Origin of the sequence: Bradyrhizobium sp. Mp19 (assembly GCF_029952935.1) — a bacterium.
GTDB lineage: Bacteria > Pseudomonadota > Alphaproteobacteria > Rhizobiales > Xanthobacteraceae > Bradyrhizobium > Bradyrhizobium elkanii.
The window spans coordinates 1-19,722 of sequence record NZ_JASAUT010000045.1 but is presented as its reverse complement, the minus strand read 5'-3'; the positions used below and the strand labels follow the sequence as shown (position 1 = coordinate 19,722).

At 58.5% G+C, this 19,722-nt stretch carries 16 protein-coding genes and 1 pseudogene; 8 read left to right on the top strand and 9 right to left on the bottom strand.

The genetic code is table 11. The annotated features are described in order from the left end of the window. Positions 1–56: 56 nt before the first annotated feature. The gene (locus tag QJT82_RS33885; RefSeq protein ID WP_016848181.1) at positions 57–470 is read right to left on the bottom strand and encodes an ArsC/Spx/MgsR family protein; all 414 of its coding nucleotides are present in this window, start codon (positions 468–470) and stop codon (positions 57–59) included. A gap of 788 nt (positions 471–1,258) precedes the next feature. Here QJT82_RS33885 and nifH point away from each other — a divergent pair. The 7 genes from nifH (at position 1,259) to QJT82_RS33850 (ending at position 8,841) form a co-directional block, all read left to right on the top strand. Continuing rightward, positions 1,259–2,143, top strand: coding sequence for a nitrogenase iron protein (nifH, locus tag QJT82_RS33880; RefSeq protein ID WP_026192307.1), 885 nt, complete (start codon positions 1,259–1,261; stop codon positions 2,141–2,143). Between the two features lie 136 nt (positions 2,144–2,279). Further along, positions 2,280–2,993: a nitrogen fixation protein NifQ gene (locus QJT82_RS33875; protein WP_244435925.1), complete on the top strand. Its 714-nt coding sequence runs from the start codon at positions 2,280–2,282 to the stop codon at positions 2,991–2,993. A gap of 377 nt (positions 2,994–3,370) precedes the next feature. Continuing rightward, positions 3,371–4,558: a homocitrate synthase gene (nifV, locus tag QJT82_RS33870; protein WP_016848184.1), complete on the top strand. Its 1,188-nt coding sequence runs from the start codon at positions 3,371–3,373 to the stop codon at positions 4,556–4,558. A 191-nt stretch (positions 4,559–4,749) separates the two neighbouring features. Further along, the gene (nifW, locus tag QJT82_RS33865; protein ID WP_016848185.1) at positions 4,750–5,091 is read left to right on the top strand and encodes a nitrogenase stabilizing/protective protein NifW; all 342 of its coding nucleotides are present in this window, start codon (positions 4,750–4,752) and stop codon (positions 5,089–5,091) included. 986 nt (positions 5,092–6,077) lie between these two features. Then, positions 6,078–7,184 carry an electron transfer flavoprotein subunit alpha/FixB family protein gene (locus tag QJT82_RS33860; protein WP_028343132.1) on the top strand — a complete coding sequence of 369 codons (1,107 nt, stop codon included), beginning with the start codon at positions 6,078–6,080 and terminating at the stop codon, positions 7,182–7,184. A gap of 13 nt (positions 7,185–7,197) precedes the next feature. Beyond that, the gene (locus QJT82_RS33855) at positions 7,198–8,505 is read left to right on the top strand and encodes an FAD-dependent oxidoreductase (protein WP_028343133.1); all 1,308 of its coding nucleotides are present in this window, start codon (positions 7,198–7,200) and stop codon (positions 8,503–8,505) included. A gap of 39 nt (positions 8,506–8,544) precedes the next feature. Continuing rightward, positions 8,545–8,841: a ferredoxin family protein gene (locus tag QJT82_RS33850; RefSeq protein ID WP_016848188.1), complete on the top strand. Its 297-nt coding sequence runs from the start codon at positions 8,545–8,547 to the stop codon at positions 8,839–8,841. A gap of 233 nt (positions 8,842–9,074) precedes the next feature. On the opposite strand, the gene QJT82_RS33845 is transcribed toward QJT82_RS33850, so the two are convergent. The 5 genes from QJT82_RS33845 to QJT82_RS33825 all read right to left on the bottom strand — a co-directional run bounded on the left by QJT82_RS33845 (position 9,075) and on the right by QJT82_RS33825 (position 12,923). Next, a complete protein-coding gene (locus QJT82_RS33845) occupies positions 9,075–9,623 on the bottom strand; it encodes a carboxymuconolactone decarboxylase family protein (protein WP_016848189.1) in 549 nt (182 codons plus the stop codon). 6 nt (positions 9,624–9,629) lie between these two features. Continuing rightward, positions 9,630–10,184: a peroxiredoxin gene (locus QJT82_RS33840; protein WP_026192308.1), complete on the bottom strand. Its 555-nt coding sequence runs from the start codon at positions 10,182–10,184 to the stop codon at positions 9,630–9,632. 370 nt (positions 10,185–10,554) lie between these two features. Continuing rightward, entirely contained in the window at positions 10,555–11,232 is a 678-nt protein-coding gene (locus tag QJT82_RS33835; protein ID WP_063607112.1) for a DUF2478 domain-containing protein, read from the bottom strand. Continuing rightward, on the bottom strand, positions 11,216–12,412 hold the full coding sequence (gene modC, locus QJT82_RS33830) for a molybdenum ABC transporter ATP-binding protein (RefSeq protein ID WP_080583487.1): 1,197 nt from the start codon (positions 12,410–12,412) through the stop codon (positions 11,216–11,218). The genes QJT82_RS33835 and modC overlap by 17 nt, the downstream gene beginning before the upstream one ends. A gap of 28 nt (positions 12,413–12,440) precedes the next feature. Beyond that, a complete protein-coding gene (locus tag QJT82_RS33825; protein WP_244435924.1) occupies positions 12,441–12,923 on the bottom strand; it encodes a hypothetical protein in 483 nt (160 codons plus the stop codon). Between the two features lie 1,821 nt (positions 12,924–14,744). Here QJT82_RS33825 and QJT82_RS33820 point away from each other — a divergent pair. Then, positions 14,745–17,081 (top strand): S9 family peptidase, encoded by a 2,337-nt coding sequence (locus tag QJT82_RS33820; RefSeq protein ID WP_038386971.1) that lies wholly within the window; start codon positions 14,745–14,747, stop codon positions 17,079–17,081. Positions 17,082–17,513: 432 nt separating this feature from the next. Here the strand turns inward: QJT82_RS33820 and QJT82_RS33815 are convergent, their stop codons facing one another. The 3 genes and pseudogenes from QJT82_RS33815 to QJT82_RS33805 all read right to left on the bottom strand — a co-directional run. After that, positions 17,514–18,656 (bottom strand): cytochrome-c peroxidase, encoded by a 1,143-nt coding sequence (locus QJT82_RS33815; protein ID WP_016848196.1) that lies wholly within the window; start codon positions 18,654–18,656, stop codon positions 17,514–17,516. Between the two features lie 314 nt (positions 18,657–18,970). Then, positions 18,971–19,315, bottom strand: a complete 345-nt coding sequence (locus tag QJT82_RS33810) for a hypothetical protein (protein ID WP_016848197.1) — start codon at positions 19,313–19,315, stop codon at positions 18,971–18,973. Further along, positions 19,315–19,647 (bottom strand): annotated as a pseudogene (locus QJT82_RS33805) (transposase); the annotation flags it as partial. The gene QJT82_RS33810 and the pseudogene QJT82_RS33805, both read right to left, overlap by 1 nt. Positions 19,648–19,722 lie beyond the last annotated feature (75 nt).

The window sequence follows — 19,722 nt, the reverse complement described above, 5'->3', positions numbered from 1 at the left end:
AGGCAGGATCGTTGTTCGCATTGGTTGGCGGCGCAGTCGTATGATCGATCGTATCCTCACATCTGCGGGCAGTGCGTGCCCTGTTGTTCGTGGGAGCATCCCTCAAGGTCACCTTGCGCGTCCCGGCCAAGCAACGACAGCACGGCTTCATGATCGAATCCGGCGCATCTTGTACCATCGACGTCGATCAGCGGACGTCTGATCAGGAGCGGATCTGCCAGCATTAACGTCAGTGCGCTCGCTGCGTCGATTGCGTCAGGATTAACTTCGCCTGACCTGATACGAGGCGCGGCTCGGTTGAACCAGGATGCAATCGGCGTCCTGCCGAAGAAGTGTCGCAATTCCTCCGCAGCCCACGGCTCCTTCAATATATCCTTGGCTATCACGTCATGGCCAGCGGCCTTCAGCGCCAGCATCTGACGTGCATTGGTGACGCAGCCGGGTTTTTGATAAAAGACGATTGTCGCCATGGTCTGCCTATGTGGGTTCGCTGAGCTGAACGATCGGCGACGGGTTCCGCTATGTCGGAGAGCGCATTTGACGCTCGTGCGAATGATCACACATAAGCGGCTTGAGCACCGTACCGTGCTTGCGCCCCTTCTTAATGTCTTCGTTGGACGATTAACTCATCAACGAGAATTGGCCTTTCATGTCTCGCAAACGAAGCGCGGAGCAGAACCGCAGCTAGTTTCGATCCGAGGCACCCTTGTAAGTGCCTTCAGGCTCAGGCGCGTCGTTCTGATCAGTTGGATCAATTGGTCGGTGAGCCGCACAATTTACCTCGCATCATCGACCACGAACCCCATCGCCGGTCACATGCCTTAGAGATGCCAACCTCGACTGCATCTCGCTCTGCCCAAATTGCCGACCACTGGCTTGCAAGAAGAGGAGCAAGTCCCGTTCCATTTGAGAGCATTGGATCTGGTCATGCCAAGCTGCCGTTTTCCAGCCTGATTGGTTGGCCGGTGTTCGTTTTCTGACAGCCGAGCGGATCCTGTCCGGTGCAAAACACTCCGGGGTTGTTCAACGGCTCGTTGGCTTTTTAGAATGCAATCAGAAGCTTAATGAGCGCGGACAGTGTTGGCACGACGGTTGCTATTAAGCGGCAGCAACACTGAGTGAGGGCTGAGTGCACGCCGACGCGTAAGGCAAGCGATGCGCTCCTTCCCTTGAACCCGTGTGCCCCGTTTCTGAGAGAGAAACAAGCTCGCGTGTAGGAAGCGCGCAACTTTTGGCAAATCGGTTGATGGAGAACAACATGTCTTCACTGAGACAAATCGCGTTCTACGGAAAAGGCGGCATCGGCAAGTCGACCACTTCCCAGAATACGTTGGCGGCACTGGCCGAGATGGGTCAGAAAATCCTGATCGTGGGATGCGATCCTAAGGCGGACTCGACCCGCCTGATCCTGCATGCCAAGGCGCAGGACACGATTTTGAGCCTTGCAGCGAGCGCCGGCAGCGTGGAGGACCTCGAACTCGAGGACGTGATGAAGGTCGGCTACAAGGACATCCGCTGCGTGGAGTCCGGCGGTCCTGAGCCGGGTGTCGGCTGCGCCGGCCGCGGCGTCATCACCTCGATCAATTTCCTGGAGGAAAACGGCGCTTATGAGGACATTGACTATGTGTCCTACGACGTGCTCGGTGACGTGGTTTGTGGTGGCTTTGCGATGCCGATCCGGGAAAACAAGGCGCAGGAGATCTATATCGTCATGTCCGGAGAAATGATGGCAATGTATGCCGCAAACAATATCTCCAAAGGCATCCTGAAATACGCCAACTCTGGCGGCGTGCGGCTGGGCGGCCTGATCTGCAACGAGCGGCAGACCGACAAAGAGCTGGAACTGGCGGAGGCGCTGGCCAAGAAGTTGGGCACCCAGCTGATCTACTTTGTGCCGCGCGACAATGTGGTGCAACATGCCGAGTTGCGCCGCATGACGGTGCTGGAGTATGCGCCCGAGTCGAAGCAGGCCGATCACTATCGCAATCTTGCGACCAAGGTTCACAACAATGGCGGCAAGGGCATCATTCCGACCCCGATCTCCATGGACGAGCTCGAGGACATGCTGATGGAGCATGGCATAATGAAGCCCGTCGACGAATCCATCGTCGGCAAGACCGCCGCCGAGCTCGCGGCCTCGTAAGGTCGCGGGTCGCGGCCTTGTGAAGGCGCGCGACGGATGCCGGTCTCCCTCACCCCCCATCCGGGGAGACCGGCATTCTGACGATCACCCGGCCAGCTAGAATGGGACGGGGCAAACGTGACGCTGTAAAAGATTCATGCCCAAAGCGAACTTCCATCCGTTTGCAGCTGTTTGCGCCGACGCGGGCAGCGAGGTGCAAAGAGGAATTGCGACCTATCGAGCGCTCACTGGTGTGCCTCCCGAAGAGGCCGACATTGCGACCGACAGCAATTTCGATTGCCATGTCCTGGCGTCAATTCTGGCGGCCGCCTCGATGGATGGTGGCCCGCTTCCCGAGAAGGCCGGCCTGTCCGGCCACGAGCTGGCGGCCCTGCTGGACCACCATTTTCCATCGGTCGGGGTCAAGGTTTCGGAGCAGCTCCTGGCTTTCAACTGCGATGAGAACGACGAAATCGCAATGGTGCGCGATCTCTTGCTCAAGCAACGCTCAACGGAAGGACGTATCGGGGGGTGGCTAGCCGCGATGATTGCACGCCGCGCCATAGAGCCAAACCACTTGTGGGAAGATCTCGGATTACGCAGTCGTGGCGAACTCTCTCGGCTGCTAAGCCGCCACTTCGCGCCGCTCGCCGCGCGCAATAACAACAATATGCGCTGGAAGCGCTTCTTCTACCGCTCGCTGTGCGAGGATGAAGGCCTCGTCATGTGTACAACGCCCGTTTGCACGCAATGTAGCGATTTCAATCTCTGCTTCGGCGAAGAAAGCGGCGAGAGCCGGATGGCAGAACGTCGGCGCGACGTTCTGTTGCAGGCGGCTCGCCCGGTCATCGGCGTCGACTGGCCCATTTAAGCTGTTGCAAGGCTCGATCGCCCAAGTCAGCTAGAACCCGCGCGCGCTTTGGCCAGTTCAGCAGGAGCTGGAGGGCGCGGCTAACGCCGTTTCGATGCGCGCGCGACCATGGGTCTAAGGCGGGCGGGCCACAAATACTCCGCGACATTCGTGCCTACCGGCGTGTCGCAATCGCGTTAACATTCGAGCTCGGTGTTGCGAGAGGCAGGATGAGCCGTCCGCTTCATAAGCCTGTCGCGTTTGCGACAATCAATTAGCGAAGGCAAGCTAGCCGCTGAAGTAAGCATATTGTTTTCAACGGGTTAAAAAGCGTGGCGGGCTGGCATGGGGGTTGCTGAAGCGCCTGTGGGTCAAAAGCAATGAGGAGCCCTTTCGTGATGGCCGCTACCAAGACCGCCAAGCCGGCTTGGCCCGAGCAGGCGAGCGCCAAGCCGACCGTGCTCAACGACACGACATTACGCGACGGCGAGCAGGCGCCTGGCGTTGCGTTCACCACAGAGGAAAAGCTGGCGATCGCGCAGGCGCTGGCGCGGGCCGGCGTGACGGAGATCGAGGCGGGAACGCCCGCGATGGGCAACGAGGAGATCACCGCCATCCACGCAATCGTCGAAGCAGAGCTTCCGCTGACCACCATAGGCTGGTGCCGGATGCGCGAAGCCGACATCGACGCGGCGATCGAAGCGAAGGTGTCCATGGTCAATGTGTCGATCCCGAGTTCCGATATCCAGATCGCGGCCAAGCTTGGCGGTCGTCGCGACCTGGCGCTGGAACAAGTGAAGCGAGTCGTAGGTTATGCACGTGAGCGGGGACTTGAGGTTGCCGTCGGCGGCGAGGACTCCTCCCGCGCCGACATCGACTTTCTCATCAGACTGATAGCCGCGGCAAAATCGGCGGGAGCGCGTCGCTTTCGTATTGCCGATACGCTCAGTGTGCTCGACCCGGACACAACCTCCGCTCTGGTCGGAAATTTGCGGGCGACCACCGATCTCGAACTTGAGTTTCATGGTCACGACGATCTCGGCCTCGCAACCGCCAACACGCTCTCCGCCATCAAGGCCGGCGCGAGCCACGCCTCGGTAACCGTTATCGGCCTCGGCGAACGGGCTGGAAATGCACCGCTCGAGGAAGTCGCGGTCGCGCTCAAGCAGCTCTACAGGCGCGAGACCGGCATCATACTTCCGGAACTCGAGAAGGTCGCCGCAGTGGTTGCAGCGGCAGCCGCACGTGCGATTCCTCTGAACAAAGCCATCGTCGGAGAGCATATTTTTACGCATGAATCGGGCATTCACGTGGATGGCCTTTTAAAAGATCAACGTACCTACCAGTCGCTTGATCCGGTTCTGCTTGGGCGCCGCAACAGTTTTGTGATCGGTAAGCATTCCGGGCTGTCGGCGATCACCGCGTTGCTCAATGAATTACAGCTCGTCGCCAGCGCCGACCAAGCCAGACAGATCCTGACGCAAGTCCGCAAGCATGCCATAAAGCACAAGGTGCCGGTCGAGCGCGAAACAGTAGCAGCGATCTGGCGCGATGTGTGCGGATACTTGTCGCCCCACCCGGCCTGAAGAGGCGTACCCAGCAAGATCTGGACAGGCTATTCGAAAACCAAGCGCCGCGAGGACGGTATCGGGCATCGTTAATCGACGGCCACGACGGCCTGCCTCAGCATGGTCGCGCGAGGTTGGCTGCAGCAGGATCACCAGGCGGTGCCGCGCTGTCGCCGATCGTCCACGTGCCAATTCAAAGGGAGTTTTCGATGAGTAACTCGCACCCATCAGCCGGTATCCTGGATCGGCTCAACAAAGCCTCGTCCGCGGAAGAGTTTTTTTCACTGCTAGGCGTCGAATACGACCCCGGAATCGTCAATGTCGCGCGCCTTCACATCCTAAAGCGCATGGGACAATATCTTGCCAAGGAGCAATTCGCTGGTGCCGCAGAACCGGACATCAGAGCTCGTTGCAAAGCGATGCTGGAACAGGCCTATGCCGACTTCGTGGCATCGTCGCCAATCGACCAGCGGGTGTTCAAGGTTTTGAAGGATGCTGTTGCAGACCATGACAAGCCGATGGCCTTTGTCCCATTGAGCGAGCTGAAGTGATCTCGCGCTTTCAAGGTTTGTCACCAAGTGTGGCGTGGTGATGATCCCTCGTGCAACCTTCGTCTTCTTCCGGATCGACTCTCCGCAGCCATGGCTCGCGCGGCGCTGTCGTATTCCCGACCCATGTTCGGAGTGGTCGTGTCCTGGGGATTAGCAGCCCTTCCAAGTGTCCCCTAAGTCATTGCGTTCGCCTAATCTTCCCCGAGTTTTGCAACTGGTACGACACTTGCTGTTGTCGGGTCGATCCGGTCATCGATGCAGACAAATGGTAGCCGTTCGAGATGAGATTTGAAGGAAGACCTTTCACGCTACGTCTACTGCCGGCCGAGTTGTGCGGCATCATCTCGTGGTTCACGCTCGCGCAGTGGCACCCCAAATGGCTTTTGACGCAATTGAAACTGCCATCGAGCCCGCGATGGGAGGCAATGGGTAACTCGCCCGTCAGCGCCACACCTCGGAAACGTATGCATATCATCGTCCAAATCAGGCGGGTGCCCACTTGCGCGCAGATCCACAGCTACCTCAGAGCCGATAGCAACATGCGCCAGGAAAAGAGCCAAACCTCCCCTGCGAGTCGGCGGCGCTGGCGGCCGAGCACTCATCGCATGAAAGTGCGGTGGCATCGACCGAGTCGTCACGGCCGATGCGGAGCGCTAGGCCGAAAGCAAGGTGCAGCTATTGCGCAGCAAGCGGACCGGCGTAATCAGCCATGGAGAGAGTCAATTAGAGTGACCGCAGTGGCCAGGCCGCCTTGCTGGCGCTTGTCGAATAGAGCGCGCAATGAACCTGTCTTGGGGCCATCTCGGAACTTGGCCAGCCAGGTACGTTCACCCCGTGCGACGCCTCTCGTTGCGCGGTCGGGCCGCGCCGAGCAAGCGGAAACAACGAGCAGCAAGCCATCTGCTGATCAAAAGTGATCTCCAGCCAGCCGAAGTAGAAACCAATCCTGTGGCGCGGGCGCGCGCATTTTGAGGGGAATTTAAAGCATGAGCAATGTCACCAAAACGGCCGCGCCGGCGGCCGGCCGCGCGGCGGCCAAAAAGGAACTTCCGGAGCACTTCAAGGCCTACAAGCATGTCTGGGTTTTTGTCGAGCAGGAGCGTGGCCAGGTGCATCCGGTTTCCTGGGAGCTCATGGGAGCGGGGCGCAGGCTTGCCGACAGGCTGAAGGTGAATCTCGCCGCGGTCGTTATCGGTCCGGAGGGGCAGCCGACGCGCAACGCCGCGCTGGAGTCATTTTGCTATGGCGCCGATCTGGCCTATCTCGTGAGCGACAATGTATTGTCGGATTACCGCAACGAATCATACACTAAAGCGCTAACCGAACTCGTCAACACCTACAAGCCTGAGATCCTGTTGTTAGGCGCGACGACACTCGGTCGCGATCTTGCAGGTTCGGTGGCGACCACCTTGTCGACGGGACTCACAGCCGACTGTACTGCGCTCGACGTCGACGCCGACGGTTCGCTTGCGGCGACGCGTCCGACCTTTGGCGGCTCGCTGCTGTGCACGATTTATACCTTGAACTATCGTCCACAGATGGCAACCGTCCGCCCGCGCGTCATGCCGATGCCGGAGCGCGTCGTACGCGATGCCGCTCGTATCATCATCCATCCGCTTGGCCTTGTTGAAGACGATATCGTCACGAAGGTGCTGACGTTCATTCCCGACCGGGATTCCGAAACGTCAAATCTAACCTATGCCGATGTTGTCGTCGCCGGCGGCCTAGGACTGGGATCGCTCGAGAATTTTCGGCTGGTGCGCGAGCTAGCAACTCTGCTTGGCGCCGAGTATGGCTGCTCGCGTCCTCTGGTGCAGAAGGGATGGGTGACGTCTGACCGGCAGATCGGCCAGACCGGCAAGACCATTCGGCCAAAGCTCTATATTGCGGCCGGCATTTCCGGCGCGATCCAGCACAGGGTCGGCGTGGAGGGGGCGGACCTGATCGTCGCCATCAATACCGACAAAAACGCGCCGATCTTCGACTTCGCCCATGTCGCGATCATCAGCGACGCCATGCAGTTGCTCCCGTCGCTGACGGCCGCATTTCGCGCCAGGCTTTTGCCGGATTCGCGCGCCCGGCTCGCGGTCTAGAGGAGATGCCGTGATGATCGAAGAGAGGTTTGATGCGATCGTGGTCGGAGCCGGTATGGCTGGAAACGCAGCGGCGTTGACCATGGCCAAGCGCGGCATGAAGGTGCTGCAGCTCGAGCGAGGCGAATATCCGGGATCGAAGAATGTGCAGGGCGCAATTCTCTATGCCGACATGATGGAAAAGCTGATTCCCGAGTTTCGCCAGGAGGCGCCGCTCGAGCGCCATCTGGTCGAACAGCGGTTCTGGATGATGGACGATCGCTCGCATGTTGGCATGCACTACCGCTCGGATGACTTCAACGAGGAGCGGCCGAACAGATACACGATCATACGCGCGCAGTTTGACAAATGGTTCTCCTCGAAGGTGCGGGAGGCCGGCGCGACCGTGCTGTGCGAGACGACAGTCACCGAGCTCGTACGGGACGACCGCGAGAGGATCGTCGGGGTTCGTACTGATCGCCGCGACGGCGAAATACACGCCGACGTCGTCGTGCTGGCCGAGGGTGTCAATGGCCTGCTCGGGACGCGCGCGGGCCTGCGGTCGCGGCCGAAACCCGATAATGTGGCACTCGCGGTGAAGGAAATGCACTTTTTGCCTCGCGAGACTATCGAGGCCCGTTTCAATCTCAAGGGCGACGAAGGCGTTGTGATCGAGGCGGCCGGTACCATTTCTCGCGGCATGACCGGAATGGGTTTCATCTATGCCAACAAGGAGTGCATTTCGCTCGGCATCGGCTGTCTCGTCGCTGATTTCCAGCGCACCGCCCAGACGCCCTACGGCATGCTCGATCATTTCAAGCAGCATCCGTCCGTGGCGCCGCTCATCGCAGGTTCCGAAGTCAAGGAATACGCGGCGCATCTCATTCCTGAAGGCGGCTACAAGGCAATCCCGCAGCTCTACGGCGAGGGCTGGGTGGTGGTCGGGGACGCGGCGCAGCTCAACAATGCCATTCATCGCGAAGGTTCCAATCTTGCGATGACTTCAGGCCGCATCGCGGCCGAAGCGATCGCCCAGGTAAAATCGCGCCGCGAGCCGATGACCGCGACAAATCTGTCGCTCTACAAGAAGATGCTCGACGAGTCCTTTGTCATCAAAGATCTAAAGAAGTACAAGGATATGCCGATGCTGATGCACACCCATTCGCAAAACTTCTTCCTTACCTATCCGCAGCTTATTTCCAAGGCGCTGCAGAACTTTGTACGTGTCGATGGCACGCCGAAGGTTGAGAAGGAGAAGGCGACCTTGAAATCCTTCGTCAAGGCGCGGTCATGGACAGGTCTGTTCGGCGATGCGTGTCGTTTTACCCGGGCCTGGCGCTGACCGGCAACAGTGTGAAGTCCAGCAATGGAAGATCAAAGCATGAATGTCGAGCCTACAGTACGCGTCGAAGACAAGCTGTACTACAACCGCTATCTTGTCGACGTCGGTCGCCCTCACGTCACGGTGCGCGCGCACACGACGCCGTCGCCACAGCTACTTGCGCTTTTGAGCGCCTGTCCCGCGCGATGCTACGAACTCAACGACAACGGCCAAGTTGAGATAACCGTCGACGGCTGCATTGAGTGCGGCACCTGCCGTGTGATCGCCGAACCCACCGGTGACATCAAGTGGAGTTATCCGCGCGGCGGTTACGGCGTGCTGTTCAAGTTTGGGTGAAGTGCAACAAAGGGCCGCGATGTGATCGCCATGAGACGGGGGATTTCACCGCCTTTGCGGGCATTCTGGCTCATCTGCACTGCAGGTGGATTCGAACGAGGCGCGCAGCCGTGGGGGACGCCCGGCGAGGCACAGCTTGAGGATATTACACCCGCTCTGGACCGGCGAAGGACTGGTTGTGGCACCATTGAGTGGTGCCACAAACGGAGTCGATTCGACGGCGCAAAGGATATTCAGCCCATCGCCGTGGAAGGAGCCGGGCCGGCGGCCTCGATCGCAACCGCCACTGATTGCACAATCGCAGCAAAGCGCACGGCAGTCTGGATCACTCCGGAACTGACGCCCTCAGCCCGCAGCGTCTTCTCGTGAGCGTCGACACAGGCACCGCAGCCGTTTATGGCCGAGACTGCTAGCGACCACAGCTCGAAATCGGACTTATCCACGCCGGGATTGCCGATCACGTTCATGCGCAGCCGTGGCGGCATGGTCTTGTATTCCGGATTGGATACGAGATGAACGAATCGGTAGTAGACGTTGTTCATCGCCATCACAGAGGCTGCAGATTTCGCTGCGGCGATCGCCGCAGGCGTCATCACGGCGGTGGCTGCCGCTTCAATCGCGGTAATCAGGGCTGCATTGCGAGTGGCAATGGCGCTCGCCAGCAGCAGGCCGTATTGTCGCTGCGGCGACAGCGTATCATCGGCCAGCAATGACGCAAGGTTAAGCCTGACGTCCTTGGCGAAATTGGGAATCGTCTCATTCAACTGCTCAATCGACGACATGCCGCCTCACGCAACCTTCAGTGTTTCGCCGCCGACTTCGCGGTTACAGGGACAAAGTTCGTCGGTTTGTAGCGCGTCCAGAACGCGGAGCGTGTCCTTGGGGCTACGCCCGACATTGAGATTGGTCGCATAGATGTGTTGGATTGTGTTCTCGGGATCGACGATAAAGGTGTAGCGATAGGCGACGCCCTCGGGCGAACGCACGCCAAGGCCATCGACTAAGGTCCCTTTTGTGTCGGCAAACTGCCAAATCGGTAAATTGTGCAGGTCTGCATGCGAGCGCCGCCAGGCAAGCTTGCAGAACTCATTGTCAGTCGAACCACCCATTACGACAGCATCGCGATCGGCGAATTCCTTGGATAGCCGGCCGAACTCGGCGATCTCGGTCGGACAGACGAACGTGAAATCTTTGGGATAGAAAAAGATGATCTTCCATTTTTCGGGGAAGCTCGTTTCGGTCAGCGTCTCGAACGCGCTGTGTCCTTCTTCTTCATGCGCCTGAAAGCCGGGCTTCACGCCAGTGATTTCGAACGGCGGCAACTGACTTCCAATTCCGAGCATGCTGACCTCACAAGTTTGCTTTGCGTTTGTGCCATCACTGGTGAAGCAAGCTATATGCCATCCGTTCTCAAGATCGGATTGTCGCAACGAAGCTAACCAGCGGCCCGGGCGCAGGCATCTGATCGTGAGGTCCGATGGCTCTCACATCCGCCTCCATTGCGCCGCGTGGAAACGCGATGCTCGATCGCTTGGAACCGTCGGTGAGCGCGTGCGTATATCACGAGTGGGGTACCGCAGTTAAAAAGTCGCAGCCAGATTCCTCGACCAGCGATTGAACCGCTGGTCGAAACGCTACTTGCCGACCGGGAATGGATCCTCGGCGCTGGCGGCACAGCATCCGGATATCTCACGGTGTGAAACGGCTGCGAAGCTAGGGTTGTTTTTGTAAGCCGTGAAGGAGCGCAACCGGCGATTCCGGAGCCGATCTTGGCATTATTCTCGCAACCGTCATCAAGCTGTCCGGTATCATAGTCCCCAAATAGCTCCAGCTGGGATTGAAAGCGCGGCGTCGCGCCGGGCGCGTGGCGACGTCGCGCCACCATTCCTCTACGGCTTGACGATCGCAAGGGAGCAGCATGCCAACATCACCCGTAAAAGCGCTCCAATCGACAAGGGAATTTCTTGGAACAGCTGTCAGGAGCGGCACACCCCGAGTGATCGCGTCAACAAATTCAGCTCGCAGGCCGCGGCCAACCGCTTCTTGTTTGGCGAATTTGCTGATCACGAGGAGATCGACTTTGTCGCGAAGCGCTTGGGAAACGACAACTGCGGCCTCAGCTAGTCCGTTTGTATCGAGCGTACAGGACGCTGCCCCGCTGCCGAGTAGCTGGGAAATCGAGATCTCTCGCCCTGTCGCAACGTCGACGGCGAACATAACGTGCGTACCGTTTGCATTTCTAAAGTGTCGCTGGACGATGCCGCCGACGCGTACGTTATGCTGCGCGAGATCCTGGACGAAATTGGCAAGCAGCCTATCGGCGTCGTCCTCTGGCTGGTAGACAATCGCCGCCAAAGCTGTCGGATCGATGTTGTCAAAGTTGTCGATCATGGCCGTGATCCGATTTCTGTTCATTTCGGGTGTCGGCGCTCTGCTGTAGAGCATCTCCAAGTGGTGTCGCAGGCGTTATGAGCAACCGCTCGGGAGTTGAGACCGGCAGGGCTCGCGCGACCTCGGCGAATACGTCCATTCCGTTGCTGAGCCCTAGCGCATCAAAGGAGCGGCGTGTGATGCGGGCCAAAAGCGGCACGCCCGAACGGCCAGTTTCGAGCGCTAGAACCAACGTGATCTCCGATTCGTCGAACGGAAGGGAGGCTTTGATGCGTGCCGGAAAGACATTCAGGAACGAGCTCGCGCGTGGAACCTCGCGCACGATGCTGACATCGGCAGCTGCGATGCGCAGCCGTAGCTGCGCACCAGGTCTGAGCGGCGGCCCAGGTATTAGCAGACGCGCGCCTCTGAGGCGGACGATGATGAGTCCATAGCGCCCGTCGTAGCCGCCGACCACAGTATCAACGCAAACCGCCGCTTCGCCACGCGCGGCAAGCACTGGGCCACTCTGAACGACTTGAAGCGGTCCGGCCGCAGTCACCATGCCATCTTTCATCATGACGAGATGATCGGCGAAGCGCTCGATGTCAGCCATGTCATGGCAGATATAGATCATCGGCAACCTGAGCTCTTCACGCATGCGCTCGATAAATGGCAGAATCTCCCGCTTGGCGGCACGGTCGAGCACAATGAGCGGGTCGTCCAGCAAAAGTAGCCGCGGTTGGGCTAGTAGCGCGCTGCCTAGGGCAAGTCGCTGTCGCTCGGCGCCAGAAAGATGTGACGGAGAACAGTCAAGCAGTGACGCCAAGTCGAGCAACTTAACCACACCATCAAAGTCGATCAGTGTCGCCCTCGATTTCGATGCATTGTACAGAAGGGTGCGCTTGACAGACAAATGAGAAAAAAGAATGGGTCGCTGAAATACATATGCGACAGGGCGCAGATGAGGCGGTCGAAACGTCGTCTCGTTCTGCCAAATTTCACCATCAACGCCGCAGAATCCACTCGGTAGAGGCTGGATGCCGGCGATGCAACGCGCGAGTGTGGTCTTGCCGCACCCCGGAGGACCGAAAATCGCCGTGACACCTTTGGCCGGTACGATGAATTGCGCATCCAGCGGGATGCTTGCGGGAGCACCGTTGAAGGCGACTTCGATATAACCCGGCCTTGCTTCTCTCACCTGCCCGCGCCTATGCTGTATCTTTCCATCAAATCATGAGGAGAATGGCCGCAAAGGCGATGATCACCATGCCGCCGACAATCCATTCTGCTTGGCTCCAGCGCGGCGTCTCCACCCCGAGGAAGCCAAAAGGCGCGGGGGCAGCATTGCAGATCGACGGTGTTACGACAGCCGGCATCTTGTGCGTCTCCGTGCCATTGAGGATCGTGGCAATCGAACGCTGCCGGGCGCGCATACCAATCACACACGCAAGGCGGGAATCCAATACCGCGGAATCCTCAGGCGGCTTGGCTGGACGCCGATTGTCCGCTGGCTGAACTGGCAAGGCTTGCGTCGTTTGGCTGTAGAGGTGTCGGCTACCGCCAGAGCTTGATGCCGCCTCGGGGCCAGCAATCGGCTTGAAAGTCGCCAGAGCTTTGGTGACCAATATGAAGTGTGCGCCGGTGCCCTCATTCATGGCTTCCGCAACGTCAGGCGCAAGCAGCATCAAAGCCAGATCGAATAGGATCAACCGGATAAACCTTATTGGGGCCCTGAAGATGGATCGCCACGACTGCTTTCGTCGCGGTAGCTCCTTGCTGCTCACCCAGCAATCTGCGTGCCGGTTCGAAAAAATGGCGCACGGCCCGCTTGGCTCATGTGAAACTCTTATATGTCCCACCCAGCGTGTGGAATGGCCTCATCGTCTCGTCCGGTTTCGGACGTTTGCGTCGCCAATCGGCCACGCAGGACGCATGAGATAGATACCTGAAGATGATGCCGTCGGCTCTGGCGTCGAGAACGATGTTGCAGGCGTCGCTACAATTTGTCGTCCGTCTGATCTGCGCCGACAAAGGGGTGCTCATCGGCTGCATTTGAACCATTTAGCAGGAAGTTTAGTGATATCTTGGAGACATTTCGAAAATCCGCCTTACCCTGAGCTCACCAGCATCACGATCCAGCCCTCGTCCACCCCTAGCGCGATCGCCCTTGCAACCCTCAGACGACGCTCACCCGCGAACTCACGAATGATCTCCTGATCTCATCACCAGCACGCAGGTGGTTTCGTCTGCGAACAATCGCTTGCGCTCGCTGCCTGGACCGCTCTCGCGTCCTAGCGGGCGCATAGGAGAACGCAAGAAGCCATGACTATCGCCCGACTTCGCATTAGCGCTCCGCTGTCACCGTATCGAGTTTGCGAATCGTAGTCCTGGAGACGGACCCGACGACGCCCATTACGGTCGTCTGTACTGATGCCGACTCTGGGTTGATCGTTGGAAGCCCACCAATTGCGGCGGGCTGCCGCGATGGTCAACGAAGTGCCAACGGAGGTGAAGTGATCCGTCTGATCGGCGACACACCAACCGCCTAGCCTCGATAGCCGTTGAGATCGGAGCACGCGATCTGGCGAGGCAGAGCTGCTCGGGTATCTAATGAATTGCGGCTACACCGGCGCTTGTGGCGAAGGAAGCGGCGAGCGTCGCGTTGTTAGGTCGTACGGCACATTCATTTTGAACTCGCTGTACTCGCTGGCGGACTGGCTCGCGAGCAGCGACGCGGGCTTAGAGGCGTTCAGAAAAATCCTCGCGCCTGACGCCGACAAGCGCCAGATTTGCTTCGGGCCGTTCCAAGTGCGCGCGTTAGTTCGTCAGAAACAGCATCGAAAGCCTGCGATATATCCTACGATATCGCCACATGCCATAAGCTCCCAGCGCGTTCATTTCGCCGGCGGTCGGCGGCCAAGGTGTCGAGGATGATCTGCGATGGATTGCCGCGAATGTCTCCACGGCTTATCGCGTGAGTTGTCGTCAGATTGACCCAGCGTCGATCTATAACTCGGCACGGCCCGCATTGTCCGAAGTTCCAGAGGCTACTTATTCGAGCGGTTTGCCAATAGGCGGGACAAATAGCTCCGAACGCAATGGCATTCCTCGACGTCATTCGCCAGAGGTGACCATGCGCAGATGCGTGTTGTACTCGGCCTCAAACGCCCACCTCGTTTCGGAACAATCAGCGAGTCTGCGCGGAGGAAGCCGCAGCGATATACATCAGTTGGCATAGATTCTGCTCAGCATAAGCAGCACTGAAGTAATGCGAGAATGTCGGCGCTGCAGCGTTCGTTGTAAATGGCGCGCGGCGTTTTCTCATGTTGCTGTGTGAGGATTGTTGGAGGCACTTGCGGCTGCTGGCGAGCCGCCAAACCGAATGTTCGTCAGGTACGAGTCCGCCAAGGCTGAGCCGAAGGGGCATGTCGCTTAAAGTGCAGGAAGGCCAGCCGCACCGAAAAGCCGCGCATCAATCGCGAAGTGACCTCGCATCGGGGTCCACGCACTAGGAGGAGAGGTGAATCATAATGTACAGATTGGTTGCCTTGATGCTAGCGCTGTTGGCTCAGCAGGAGTGCAAAGCCGCGCAGGCGAACGCGGCGGAGGATGTCGGGAATGCGCCCCTCGCGCGGTCGGATTACGAGCGTGCACTGACGACCGCAGACCGATATGGCCGGCTTATTGTGAATGTCCCAGACGTGCCGTTTTGGCTGGGCGAGCGCGAGGCGTTCGTCTATCGGCGGACGACCCATGGCAGACACCAGTTTATCCTGGTTGATGCCGAGAAAGGCGTAAAGGAGCCCGCTTTTGATCAAGCTAGACTCGCGGCCGCGCTGAACAGAGCGAGCCACCAGAACTATCAGCCCGAGGATCTTCCCTTCGACCATTTCGAGCTGACCGACAAGGGTGGCAGGATGAGCTTCGACCTCGAGAATACGCGTTGGAGCTGCGAGCTTGCAAGCTATACCTGCACCGCCAATGCAACGCACTCGGGCGCCAATCAGCAGAGCCCCTATGACGACACGCCGCCGGCAGACAACGATCCAAACAAGACAAGCGCATCACCTGATGGCACATGGCTGGCCTACATTCGAAACTACAATCTCTTCCTGCGTAGCCAAGACGGTTTGCAGGACATCCAGTTGACCTGGGACGGAGCTGAGAGTGACTATTATGCTCTCTCGACACTAAGATGGTCTCCAGCCTCAACGCACCTCGCCGTCTACCGGATCCGTCCAGCCCACCAACGGGAAGTCCATTACCTCGAATCGTCGCCGGCGCACGAGCGTCAACCCAGACATTTCACCTTGGTGTATCCAAAACCGGGTGATGCCTTGGCATTGCTCCAGCCCGTGCTGTTTGAAGTCAGCAGCCGACGCGCGGTAACAATCGATAATGCCGCGTTCCAGAATCCTTACGGCCTTTCGGCGATCCAGTGGTGGAAGGACGGGCGGGGCTTCACCTTCGAATACAATCAGCGTGGCCACCAGCTCTATCGCCTGGTGGCGGTCGATGCCGCCACGGGCCAAGCGCGCGCGTTGATTGATGAGGCAAGCAAGACCTTTGTCGATTACCAGCCATTGGTGATGAAGCAGCTGAATAGTGGAAAAACGTTTCGCTATGACGTCGATGATGGAAAGGAGATCATCTGGGCCTCGGAGCGCGATGGTTACGAGCACCTCTATTTGTTCGACGGCCGAACAGGCGAGCTCAAGAACCAGATCACCAAAGGAGATTGGGTGGTCCGTGCGGTGTATTGTGTCGATCCAGTGAAGCGTGAGATTTGGTTTGGCGCCAGCGGAATGAACCCTGATGAGGATCCCTATTTCGTCCATGCCTATCGCATTGGCTTTGATGGAAAAGGACTCACGCCGCTGACGCCCGAGCCAGCCAATCATCACATCGAGTTCTCGCCTAGCGGTCGCTACTATGTCGACCTGTGGTCACGCATCGGCGTTCCGCCTCGCATGGTGCTGTATCGCGCCAGTGATAATGCCGAACTGATGCAGGTTGAGAGCGCGGAGATCTCCGAGCTCATAGCCGCTGGCTGGCAGCCGCCGCTCAGCTTCAACGCCAAGGGACGCGACGGCAAGACGGACATATGGGGCGTTATTCACTTGCCGACCAATTTCGATCAGCGCAAGAGATATCCGGTGGTGGAGCACATCTATGCAGGCCCCACCGGTTCCTTCGTTCCCAAGTCCTTCTCAGCTTCAATCGAGCCGCTCACACAACTCGGCTTTATCGTTGTTCAGATTGATGGAATGGGTACCAACCATCGCTCGCGCGCGTTCCACGACGTTGCCTGGAAAAATCTGAAGGACGCTGGCTTTGCGGACCGGATCCTATGGCACAAGGCGGCGAGTGCGAAGTATTCCTGGTATGATATATCCAACGTCGGCATTTTTGGCGCTTCCGCCGGTGGGCAAAACGCGGTGAGCGCGTTACTTTTCCATCCCGATTTCTATAAGGTCGCGGTCGCGAACAGTGGCTGCTACGACAACCGGCTGGACAAGATCTGGTGGAACGAACAGTGGATGGGGTGGCCCGTCGGCATCGAATATTCGCAATCCTCCGCCATCGACAATGCCGCCAAACTGCAAGGTAGATTGCTTCTCATAGTCGGCGAAATGGACCGCAACGTCGATCCTTCCGCCACGTTCCAGCTTGCCGATCGGCTTATCAAGGCGGGAAAATACTTCGACATGCTGTATGTGCCAGGCGCAGACCACGGAACGCCGGGCAGTTATGCCCAGCTCAAACTCCTGGAGTTCTTGGTCCGTAACATTCTCGAGCAAACAGCGCCAAACTGGAACACGGGCTCGATTGAACTGCCGAAGAGCAAATCAGGCCATGATGGCTGACCATCCATCGAGGATCCAGGCCTCGATGCGTGGGGCGCCACGATCGCGTTCTCGAAATTGAGAAACGCTCGTTGCGATCTACTACGAGGTCTCTCGCACATGCTGTCATGCGTACCTCCATCCTGATCGGCGCACGCAGCTGCTGATGCCTACAACGGCCTCATCAATTCGCCGCAAATCAGGGCGCGAACGCTGCGCGCGGCGGTCGGCTGCGAACCCCGCGACGTCGCGCCCGGTCCTCGCTCCAAATGAGAGTCGAGAAGCCGGGGGCGCTCAGGCAAGCCGGAAGAACTCAGCGCCGAATTCGTTTGATTGTGAGCTCCGGCTCGACACGGTGCTCTTTGACGTCGCTGCGGGAAGCTTGGGTGCCCGCACCTTCCTCCCTTGGCAAGTTTGACGAGCCTGGCTCTGTAAGCCGACAGCCTATTTGCCCTATTGTTCCATAGAGGGCTTTGGCGTTGTGTCGGTGCGCGCGGGTAATATCGGATAATCGATCTTAGGCAACTGCCCGGTAAGTGAATTTAGAAACGCGACGATGTCGTCTGTTTCTCTATCGTTGAGCTTCGCGCCGAGTTGTATTTCACTCATCACGCCAACAGCTTGCTTGAGGCTCCAAACTTGGCCCGAATGGAAGTAGGGAGGACGCAATGCGACATTGCGCAACGGCGCGGAGCGAAAAACATACTCGTCGCTGGGGACCTTGGTGACGGCGAAACGGCCCTTGTCGTCCCTCGGCAGCAGGCTTGCGGTTGGCCGTTCCGTCACGCCGAACGGGAAGTAGTCCTGGCCGCCGACGTTGATACCATTGTGGCATGACGAGCATCCCTTTTCTATGAACAGCTTTAATCCTGCTTTCTGCTGAGTACTGAGAGCATACGCATCGCCCTCGAGGTATTGATCGAAGGGAGCGGCGGGCGTGATCAAGGTCGCCTCGAATGCCTCGATGGCCTTGGCGAAATTGTCAAAGGTAATGGGCGTCGCGTCGTTCGGGAACGCCTTGCTGAACATGACAATATAATCAGTCATTGAATTCAACGTATTAAGAAGGCGAGCAGGCGTTGCATTCATTTCCGCACTGGCCTGGACAGGGCCTACGGCTTGTGCCTTGAGGTCAGCCGCGCGTCCGTCCCAGAACTGTGCCACATTGAAGACCGCGTTATAGACCGTTGGCGCTCGACGTGAACCTAGCTGCCAGCGATGACCAAGCGACCTCGGGCCGGCATCTGCTCCGCCGGTCCCAAGATTGTGACATGTATTGCAGCTGATGACCCCGCTCGCCGATAGCCTCGGATCGAAGAACAGGATCTTGCCGAGTGCAACCTTTTCGTGGGTAATAGGGTTGTTCTTGACCGCAGGAACAATAGAGGGGATCGGCTTGAAAATCTGCCTCGCCGCACTCATCAAATCATCATCGGCGCCTGCCGTTGACGATGCCAGAATCCCAGCGGCCAGAACGCACAGCTTGGCTGCGATGTAAAGCGTTCGTGCCGCTGATTTCCTCATCCCAAGCCTGCCTTTGTCGTAATTCGTGGAAGTCGCGAGCAGGGTGCGGGTCGCAGCTAGCCTGCCTATCATCGAAATGACTCCCAGCGATCAAAGACGAGCGACATCCATTGGGGTACTCATCCAAGTCTGATCCGCTGTTGCTGCGTAGTAGCAACCGCCGTGCCAATGGAGGTCAAGGGGGGCCGTTGATTTGGTCTTGAACAATTGCAGGAATGCCAGCAGTCGGCTCGAACCTTTGGGATCAACCGGCGTTCCACACGCGACGATGGCCATGCTGACGAAGTATATTTCGGCCTACTATCTCAACCGATAGGCAAGCCATAAAGCTGTCGGTTGCGCGATTTTAGACGCGTAGGCTTACAACTAGCAGGCTGTTGAAGAACTCAGCCGCGTTCGCAAACGAAGGCTGAATCGTCGCCGTTGTGGATGTAGAAGTGGCCGACGAGCCTGTCTGCAGTGCCGACCATAGCCCATCCGCGACCGCAGGACGGATCGTTCTCATCGTGCCCTTCCCATGAGAACTCCGCGCACGCCGATCCGTCGCGGGTGCCGTAGCGCACGTCCAGGAACCCCTTGAGAGCCCCAAAGGCGATTTCGCCATCGGACTTGCCCTGGAAGGTGAGATGCGCCTCCTCGACAAGATCGAGGAAGTCGCTATCCCAGACGTCCATCTCGACGATGCGCCAGCGGCCTGCAAAGGCCTTGGCGAGACCGGGCACCTTGGCCATCAGCCGGTCTCCGCGATCAGCTTGGGCAGCCGCACCAGATTGTAGGCGGTGGCAGCGAAGGTAAAGGCCCATGCGACCCGATCACGGCCACGGAAGCGGGTCTTCTCTTGCCCCGCGATCGTCTTGATCCAGCCGAATGCCTCCTCGATCCGCTTGCGGATGCGCTGGCTGACCGCATAGCCGCCGTGCCGGGTTGTTCGCCCGTCAATCGTAGAGCGGCGGCCGCTGGTGTTCTGTGTCACATGCGGCGTCACGTTCATCGAGCGCAGTTCGTTGACGAAGTCTTCCACGTCGTAGGCTTTGTCGGCGCCAAGCGTGATCGCTGTCGGCCGGAAGTCGGAGGCCAAGCGGTCTTAGGAAGACAAATATGTCTGGCAACTCCTTGGCTCACAGAACGACATGGCTAC

Excerpts from the sequence above, each read along its gene's own strand:
- QJT82_RS33885 (WP_016848181.1), bottom strand. The coding sequence starts at position 470 with ATGGCGACAATCGTCTTTTATCAAAAACCCGGCTGCGTCACCAATGCA.
- nifH (WP_026192307.1), top strand. The coding sequence starts at position 1,259 with ATGTCTTCACTGAGACAAATCGCGTTCTACGGAAAAGGCGGCATCGGC.
- QJT82_RS33875 (WP_244435925.1), top strand. The coding sequence starts at position 2,280 with ATGCCCAAAGCGAACTTCCATCCGTTTGCAGCTGTTTGCGCCGACGCG.
- nifV (WP_016848184.1), top strand. The coding sequence starts at position 3,371 with ATGGCCGCTACCAAGACCGCCAAGCCGGCTTGGCCCGAGCAGGCGAGC.
- nifW (WP_016848185.1), top strand. The coding sequence starts at position 4,750 with ATGAGTAACTCGCACCCATCAGCCGGTATCCTGGATCGGCTCAACAAA.
- QJT82_RS33860 (WP_028343132.1), top strand. The coding sequence starts at position 6,078 with ATGAGCAATGTCACCAAAACGGCCGCGCCGGCGGCCGGCCGCGCGGCG.
- QJT82_RS33855 (WP_028343133.1), top strand. The coding sequence starts at position 7,198 with ATGATCGAAGAGAGGTTTGATGCGATCGTGGTCGGAGCCGGTATGGCT.
- QJT82_RS33850 (WP_016848188.1), top strand. The coding sequence starts at position 8,545 with ATGAATGTCGAGCCTACAGTACGCGTCGAAGACAAGCTGTACTACAAC.
- QJT82_RS33845 (WP_016848189.1), bottom strand. The coding sequence starts at position 9,623 with ATGTCGTCGATTGAGCAGTTGAATGAGACGATTCCCAATTTCGCCAAG.
- QJT82_RS33840 (WP_026192308.1), bottom strand. The coding sequence starts at position 10,184 with ATGCTCGGAATTGGAAGTCAGTTGCCGCCGTTCGAAATCACTGGCGTG.
- QJT82_RS33835 (WP_063607112.1), bottom strand. The coding sequence starts at position 11,232 with ATGATCGACAACTTTGACAACATCGATCCGACAGCTTTGGCGGCGATT.
- QJT82_RS33820 (WP_038386971.1), top strand. The coding sequence starts at position 14,745 with ATGTACAGATTGGTTGCCTTGATGCTAGCGCTGTTGGCTCAGCAGGAG.
- QJT82_RS33815 (WP_016848196.1), bottom strand. The coding sequence starts at position 18,656 with ATGATAGGCAGGCTAGCTGCGACCCGCACCCTGCTCGCGACTTCCACG.
- QJT82_RS33810 (WP_016848197.1), bottom strand. The coding sequence starts at position 19,315 with ATGGCCAAGGTGCCCGGTCTCGCCAAGGCCTTTGCAGGCCGCTGGCGC.